Annotated in this window: 4 protein-coding genes; all 4 read left to right on the top strand. The window is 68.6% G+C overall.

Annotated features, from left to right (window positions below; all coding sequences use genetic code 11):
* Positions 1-144: 144 nt before the first annotated feature.
* A complete protein-coding gene (gene lgt / locus ACFQ36_RS18490) occupies positions 145-1,260 on the top strand; it encodes a prolipoprotein diacylglyceryl transferase (protein ID WP_377016282.1) in 1,116 nt (371 codons plus the stop codon).
* Between the two features lie 271 nt (positions 1,261-1,531).
* Positions 1,532-6,163: a glutamate synthase large subunit gene (gene gltB / locus ACFQ36_RS18485; RefSeq protein WP_377016280.1), complete on the top strand. Its 4,632-nt coding sequence runs from the start codon at positions 1,532-1,534 to the stop codon at positions 6,161-6,163.
* Positions 6,156-7,616: a glutamate synthase subunit beta gene (locus tag ACFQ36_RS18480; RefSeq protein ID WP_377016278.1), complete on the top strand. Its 1,461-nt coding sequence runs from the start codon at positions 6,156-6,158 to the stop codon at positions 7,614-7,616. The genes gltB and ACFQ36_RS18480 overlap by 8 nt, the downstream gene beginning before the upstream one ends.
* Positions 7,617-7,722: 106 nt before the next feature.
* A partial coding sequence (locus ACFQ36_RS18475) for a pyruvate kinase (RefSeq protein ID WP_377016284.1) occupies positions 7,723-7,856 on the top strand: 134 nt, incomplete at its 3' end.

The raw sequence follows: 7,856 nt of genomic DNA, 5'->3' as shown, positions 1-7,856 counted from the left end.
CGGGGTGGACGCCGTGGGCCGGCTGGCCGCCGAACTCAGCAGCGGCACCCCCCGGTCCCGGCCCGGCGCCGGGGCCTGACCCCACGCACCGCGCCGTGCTGCGCCCTGCAGCGCCCTGCCCGGATCAATCGAAGGACTGAAGCCATGACCAGCAGCGCCGTTGCGATCCCTGCAGCCATTCCCAGCCCGGGCTGGTCCGGCTTCACCATCGGGCCGCTGACCATCCACGCCTACGCCCTGTGCATCCTGCTGGGCATCGTTGCGGCGCTCTGGTTGACGAATCGGCGCTGGAAGGCCCGGTCCGGCCCGGAGGGCGCGGTCTGGGACATCGCCATCTGGGCCATCCCCTTCGGCATCGTCGGCGGGCGGCTGTACCACGTCCTGTCCTCGCCGGACGCCTACTTCGGACCCGGTTTCGACGGGACAGGCGACCTGGGCCTGATTCCGCAGATCTGGCGCGGCGGCCTGGGCATCTGGGGTGCGGTGGCGCTGGGCCTGGTCGGATGCTGGATCGGCTGCCGGCGCGCCGGGCTGAAGCTGAGTGCCTTCATGGACGTGGCCGCCCCCGGCGTGCTGCTGGCCCAGGCGATCGGACGCTGGGGCAACTGGTTCAACCAGGAACTCTTCGGCGCGCCCACCACCCTGCCCTGGGGACTGCGGATCGACCCGGACAACCCGAATTTCCCGGCGGGCATGCCTGCGGAGACGCTGTTCCACCCCACTTTCCTCTACGAGTGCCTGTGGAACCTTGCCGGCGTAGCCCTGCTGCTGGCGCTGGACAAGCGTTTCAGGTTCCGGCGCGGGATGCTGTTCTGGCTCTACGTGGCCGTCTACACGCTGGGCCGGGTCTGGATCGAGATGCTGCGGATCGACGACGCCGAAATGGTCTCCCTCTTCGGTGTCACCGCACGGTTGAACGTCTGGACCAGCCTGGTGCTGTTCGTGGCTTCGCTTGTCATGTTTGTGCTGCTGGCACGGCACAAGCGCACCGCGGCCGACGAATCGCTCTACCTGGACAACCGGACGCCGGCAGCGGCATCCGCCGGCGGGGCGGACGACGGCGGCGCCCGGCCCGAGGCTGCGGCCGGGGGGGAAGCGGTTAACAATTCAGAAATCTCCCGGAAAAATCCGGTGGCGGCTGTCCCAACGGGAAACGAGCATGCTAATCTCGCTGGTACTTCAACGGAGGCGGATAAGGCCTCCGGCTCCGGCGGCGACCAGCGTGAGCATGCGCGCCATAAGGACGCCAAGAAGAAATAGTCCTGCAGGCGACCCTCCTGCACGGGACTATCTGCCACATTGACGTGGAAAACCGGCATCGGATTCCACGCACAATGTGAGGGCCCTGCCGGAGCAGACGGAACGATATCGCGTACGCAGTCGGATCGTTGTGCATCGAACATGCTGCACAACGTGAGCTATGCCATAAAATTCCACTACTGGTACATGGCGGCTGCCCACGCCGGCCGTGTGTCTCGGGGCCAGTGTCGTCCCCTTCTCGAGTTCAATTACGGGAGAAGGACAAATCGAAATGATTCCTCCGTTCAACGGATCAAGCACCCCACGCACGGACGGCAGCGGCGGTGAGGGAACGGCGGTGCCGGGCCCGCCTTTCACCCGCTTCGCTGCCTATCCCCAGCAGGCCGGCCTTTACGATCCGGCCAACGAAAAGGATGCCTGCGGCCTGGCCGTGATCGCCACGCTCCGGGGCGAGCCCGGACACGATATCGTGGACGCGGCCCTGACCGCCCTGCGCAACCTGGAGCACCGCGGCGCCGTCGGCGCCGACGAAGGCACCGGTGACGGCGCCGGCCTGCTGACCCAGGTTCCGGACGAATTCTTCCGCGCCGTGGCCGGCTTCGAACTGCCGCCGGCAGGCGAGTATGCCGTGGGAACCGCCTTCCTGCCCAGCGAGGAAGCCGAGGCGGCCGTGGCCAGGGAAGGCATCGAGAACCTGGCCGAGTCGGAGGGACTGAAGGTCCTGGGCTGGCGCGAGGTGCCGGTGGTGGCCGAACTGGTCGGCGCCATGGCCCGGGCCTGCATGCCGCATTTCGTGCAGGTCTTCCTCGGCGCGCCGGAGCACGCCGCGGCCCCGCTGCAGGACCTGGACGCCCGCGTCTTCCGCGTCCGCAAGCGCGCCCAGAACAAGTTCGGCGTGTACTTCCCGTCGCTGTCCTCCAAGACGATCGTGTACAAGGGCATGCTCACCACGGCCCAGCTGGAGCCGTTCTATCCCGACCTGTCGGACCCCCGGTTCAAGACCAAGCTGGGCATCGTCCACTCGCGCTTTTCCACCAACACCTTCCCGTCCTGGCCGCTGGCCCAGCCCTTCCGCACTATTGCGCACAACGGCGAAATCAACACGGTCAAGGGCAACCGCAACTGGATGCGCGCCCGACAGTCGCAGCTGAGCAGCCCGCTGCTGGGGGAGACCCCGGAGGAGCTGTACCCGATCTGCACCCCGGGGGCGTCCGACTCGGCATCCTTCGACGAGGTGGCCGAGCTGCTGATGCTCTCCGGCCGGCCGATCACGCACGCGATCATGATGATGATCCCGGAGGCCTGGGAGAACCACGCCACCATGGATCCGGAACGCCGGGCGTTCTACCAGTACCACTCGATGCTGATGGAGCCCTGGGACGGGCCCGCCGCCGTGTCCTTCACCGACGGCAAGCTGGTCGGCGCCGTGCTGGACCGCAACGGCCTGCGCCCGGCCCGCTACTGGGTCACCGAGGACGGCCTGGTGGTGCTGGCTTCCGAGGTGGGCGTGGTGGACATCGAGCCGGAACGGGTGGTCCGCAAGGGCCGGGTCTCCCCGGGCAAGATGTTCCTGGTGGACACCGAGGCCGGCCGCCTGATCGAGGACCAGGAGATCAAGGCCGAGGTCGCCACCGCCAACCCGTGGGGCGAATGGCTCAAGCAAAACATGATCCGGCTGGAGGACCTGCCCGATCGCGAGCACGTGGTCCACACCACCGCCTCGGTCACCCGCCGCCAGCGCACCTTCGGCTACACCCACGAGGAGCTGCGCATCCTGCTGGGCCCGATGGCCCGCACCGGCGCCGAACCGCTGGGCGCGATGGGTACGGATACGCCGATCGCGGTGCTGTCCAAGCGCCCGCGCCTGCTCTTCGACTACTTCGTGCAGTCCTTCGCCCAGGTGACCAACCCTCCCCTGGACGCCATCCGCGAGGAACTGGTCACCTCGCTGCGCTCCTCGATCGGTCCGGACGGCAACCTGCTCTCCACCGGCCCGATCCGCACCACCCAGGTGGCGCTGAAGTTCCCGGTGATCAACAACGACGAGCTGGCCAAGATTGCCGCGCTCGAGACGAAGGAAGGCACCCGGGCAACCCTGAAGGTCCGCGGGCTGTACCGGCCGGAGGGCGGCGAGGCCGAGCTGCGCGCCCGGCTGCAGGAGATCTGCGAGAAGGTCTCCGCCGCGGTCAACCGCGGCGTGCAGTTCATTATCCTCTCCGACCGGGACTCGAACGCCCAGTGGGCGCCGATTCCGTCCCTGCTGCTGACCAGCGCGGTGCACCACCACCTGCTCAAGAGCGCCAACCGCACCAAGATCTCGCTGCTGGTCGAGGCCGGCGACGTGCGCGAGGTGCACCACGTGGCCGTGCTGATCGGCTACGGCGCCTCCGCCGTCAACCCCTACCTGGCGATGGAAAGCTGCGAGGAACTGGTCCGCAACGGCGACATCGTCGGCGTGACCGCCGAAGAGGCCGTCTACAACCTGATCAAGGGCCTGGGCAAGGGTGTCCTGAAGATCATGTCCAAGATGGGCATTTCCACCGTGGCCTCCTACTGCGGCGCCCAGACCTTCGAGGCGCTGGGCCTGTCCCAGGACCTGGTGGACCAGTACTTTGCCGGCACCCAGTCCCAGCTCGGCGGCGTCGGCCTCGACGTGATCGCGGCGGAGACCGCCGCCCGGCACGCCCAGGCGTACCCGGGCGACGGCATCGACGATCCGCACCGCACGCTGGAGACCGGCGGCGAATACCAGTGGCGCCGCGAAGGACCGCCGCACCTGTTCAACCCGGAAACCGTCTTCCGGCTGCAGCACTCCACCCGGGAGCGCCGCTACGACGTGTTCAAGGCCTACACCCGGGGCGTGGACGACCAGTCCAAGGACCTGATGACCCTGCGCGGACTGCTCAGGTTCAAGACCGGCACCCGCCCGGCGGTGCCGCTGGACGAGGTGGAGCCGGTCTCCAGCATCGTCAAGCGGTTCTCCACCGGCGCGATGAGCTACGGCTCCATCTCCAAGGAGGCGCACGAGACCCTGGCGGTCGCCATGAACCGGCTGGGCGCGAAGTCCAACACCGGCGAGGGCGGCGAGGATCCCGAGCGCCTGCTCGATCCCCAGCGCCGCTCGGCGATCAAGCAGGTCGCCTCCGGCCGCTTCGGCGTGACCAGCCTGTACCTGACCAACGCCGACGACATCCAGATCAAGATGGCCCAGGGCGCCAAGCCCGGCGAGGGCGGCCAGCTGATGAGCCAGAAGGTCTATCCGTGGGTGGCCCGGACCCGGCACTCCACCCCCGGCGTCGGGCTGATCTCGCCGCCGCCGCACCACGACATCTACTCGATCGAGGACCTGGCGCAGCTGATCTACGACCTCAAGCGCGCCAACCCCCAGGCCCGGGTGCACGTGAAGCTGGTGTCGGAAGTCGGGATCGGCACCGTGGCGGCCGGCGTGACCAAGGCCAAGGCCGACGTCGTGCTGGTTTCCGGGCACGATGGCGGCACCGGTGCGTCGCCGCTGAACTCGCTCAAGCACGCCGGCGCCCCCTGGGAGCTCGGCCTGGCCGAAACCCAGCAGACGCTGATGCTCAACGGCCTGCGCGACCGCGTGGTGGTGCAGGTGGACGGCCAGCTGAAGACCGGCCGCGACGTCGTGATCGCCGCGCTGCTCGGCGGCGAGGAATTCGGCTTCGCCACCGCTCCGCTGGTGGTCTCCGGCTGCATCATGATGCGCGTCTGCCACCTGGACACCTGCCCGGTGGGCGTGGCCACGCAGAACCCGGAGCTGCGCTCCCGGTTCACCGGCAAGCCCGAGTTCGTGGTCAACTTCTTCGAGTTCATCGCCGAGGAGGTCCGCGAGATCCTCGCCGAATTGGGCTTCCGCAGCCTGGACGAGGCGATCGGACACTCGGAGCTGCTGGACAGCCGCGAGGCAATCGACCACTGGAAGGCTTCGGGACTGGACCTGGAGCCAATCCTGAACGGCTACGAGTTCGACGGCGATTCGTCGCTGCGCAATACGACCGGCCAGAACCACGAGCTGGACAAGCACTTCGACAACCAGCTGATTGCCATGAGCACGGAGGCACTGTCCAGCCGGCAGCCGGTGCGGATCAGCCTGGACGTGGTGAACACGGACCGCGCAGTGGGCACCATGCTCGGCCACGAGGTCACCAGGCGGTTCGGCGTCGACACGCTGGCCGACGACACGATCGACGTGACGCTGTACGGCCAGGCCGGGCAGTCCCTGGGCGCCTTCCTGCCCGCGGGCATTACCCTGCGGCTGTTCGGCGACTCGAACGACTACGTGGGCAAGGGCCTCTCGGGTGGACGGATCATCGTCCGCCCGGACCGGTCCAACGCCTTCGCCGCCGAACGCAATGTGATTGCCGGCAACGTGATCGGCTACGGCGCCACCAGCGGGGAAATGTTCCTGCGCGGCCAAGTGGGCGAACGCTTCCTGGTCCGCAACTCGGGCGCCACCGCCGTCGTCGAGGGCATCGGTGACCACGGCTGCGAGTACATGACCGGCGGCGTCGCCCTGGTCCTGGGCCGCACCGGGCGCAACTTCGGCGCCGGCATGTCCGGCGGCATCGCCTACGTGCTGGACCTGGACCGGACGCGGCTGAACAAGCAGGCGGTGGATTCCGGGGAGCTGCTGCTGCAGGCCCCGGATGTCCGGGACTGCGAGCTCATCGCCGCGCTGCTCAAGAAGCACGCGGAGGAGACCGGTTCGCAGCTGGCGGCGGACCTGCTGCAGGACACCGACGGCACGCTGGCGCGCATGACCAAGGTGCTGCCGCGCGACTACGCGGCGGTGCTGCAGGCCCGGGCGGATGCTGAAACCCAGGGCCTGGACCCCGACGGCGACGTCGTCTGGAAGCGAATTTTGGAGGTTACCGGTGGCTGACCCACGCGGATTTATGAAGGTACGCCAGCGCGAGACCCAGCCGCGGCGGCCGGTGCCGGTGCGCATCATGGACTGGAAGGAAGTCTACGAGGCGCAGGAGAAGGGCGTCCTGAAGCGCCAGGCGGGCCGCTGCATGGACTGCGGCATCCCGTTCTGCCACCAGGGCTGCCCGCTGGGCAACCTGATTCCGGAATGGAACGACCTCATCTGGCGGGGCAAGCCGCAGGAAGCTATCGAGCGGCTGCACGCGACGAACAACTTCCCGGAGTTCACCGGCCGGCTCTGCCCCGCCCCCTGCGAGGCCTCCTGCGTACTGGGCATCAACCAGCCCGCGGTGACCATCAAGCAGGTCGAGGTCTCCATTGCCGATGAGGCCTTCGAGAACGGCTGGGTGGCCCCGCACGCGCCGGAACGGCTCACCGGCCAGACCATCGCCGTCGTCGGCTCCGGCCCTGCCGGCCTGGCCGCGGCCCAGCAGTTGACCCGGGCCGGCCACACCGTGGCCGTCTACGAGCGTGACGACAAGGTGGGCGGCCTGCTGCGCTACGGCATCCCGGACTTCAAGATGGAGAAGGAGGTCCTGGACCACCGGCTGGAGCAGATGAGTGCCGAGGGCACGCGCTTCCGCACCGGCATCGAGGTGGGCAGGGACGTCAGCTGGGACCAGTTGCGCCGCCGCTACGACGCCGTCATCATCGCCACCGGCGCCACGGTCCCGCGGGACCTGCCGATCCCCGGCCGGGACCTGCAGGGCGTGCACTTCGCCATGGAGTACCTGGTCCAGGCCAACCGCGCGGTGGCGGGGGAGACGGTGCCGGACCAGATCGACGCGCGCGGCAAGCACGTGGTCATCCTCGGCGGCGGCGACACCGGTGCCGACTGCCTCGGCACGGCCCACCGCCAGCAGGCGGCCTCCGTGACCACCCTGGCCATCGGCAAGCAGCCGCCGGCCGAGCGGGCCCCGCACCAGCCGTGGCCCACCTTCCCGACGCTGTTCGAGGTAGCCAGTGCCCACGAGGAAGGCGGGGAGCGGACCTACCTGGCGTCCACCGTCGAATTCGTCGGCGAGAACGGGGTGCTCAAGGCCCTGAAGGTTGCCGAGACCGAGTTCGTGGACGGCAAGCGCCTGCCCAAGGCAGGCACCGAACGGGAGATCCCTGCGGACCTGGTGTTCCTGTCCCTGGGCTTCACCGGCGCCGAACCGGCGGGCATCACCGAGCAGGTCAAGGCCGAGTTCGACGCCCGCGGCAATGTGGGTCGGGACGGCGCCTACATGACCAATACCGAAGGCGTCTTCGTGGCGGGCGACGCCGGCCGCGGCCAGTCCCTGATCGTCTGGGCGATCGCCGAGGGCCGCGCCTGCGCCGCAGCCGTGGACGAGTGGCTGACCGGTTCGACCCGGCTGCCGGCACCGGTGGCCCCGACCGACCGGGCCATCTCGGTCCTGCCGTAGCCGCACATTTCCCGGAACCAACGCCGGGGCAGGCACCGCCTGCCCCGGCGTTTTTCCTATCACCGAGTGGACTTTTTCCTATCACCAAGAGGACTAGGGTGGGATTATGAGACGAGCGAAGATTGTGGCAACGTTCGGGCCGGCCATTAGCACTTACGAAAAGACGCTGGCGGTGCTGCGGGCCGGGGTGGACGTGGCCCGGATGAACATGAGCCACGGGGACTACGCCGTGCACGAGCA

This window comes from Arthrobacter sp. GCM10027362 (assembly GCF_042679445.1).
Lineage (GTDB): Bacteria > Actinomycetota > Actinomycetes > Actinomycetales > Micrococcaceae > Crystallibacter.
This window is presented reverse-complemented; position numbering and strand designations above follow the sequence as displayed.

Bases quoted from the DNA above. Each gene is read 5' to 3' on its own strand.
- gltB (WP_377016280.1), top strand. From the start codon at position 1,532: ATGATTCCTCCGTTCAACGGATCAAGCACCCCACGCACGGACGGCAGC.
- lgt (WP_377016282.1), top strand. From the start codon at position 145: ATGACCAGCAGCGCCGTTGCGATCCCTGCAGCCATTCCCAGCCCGGGC.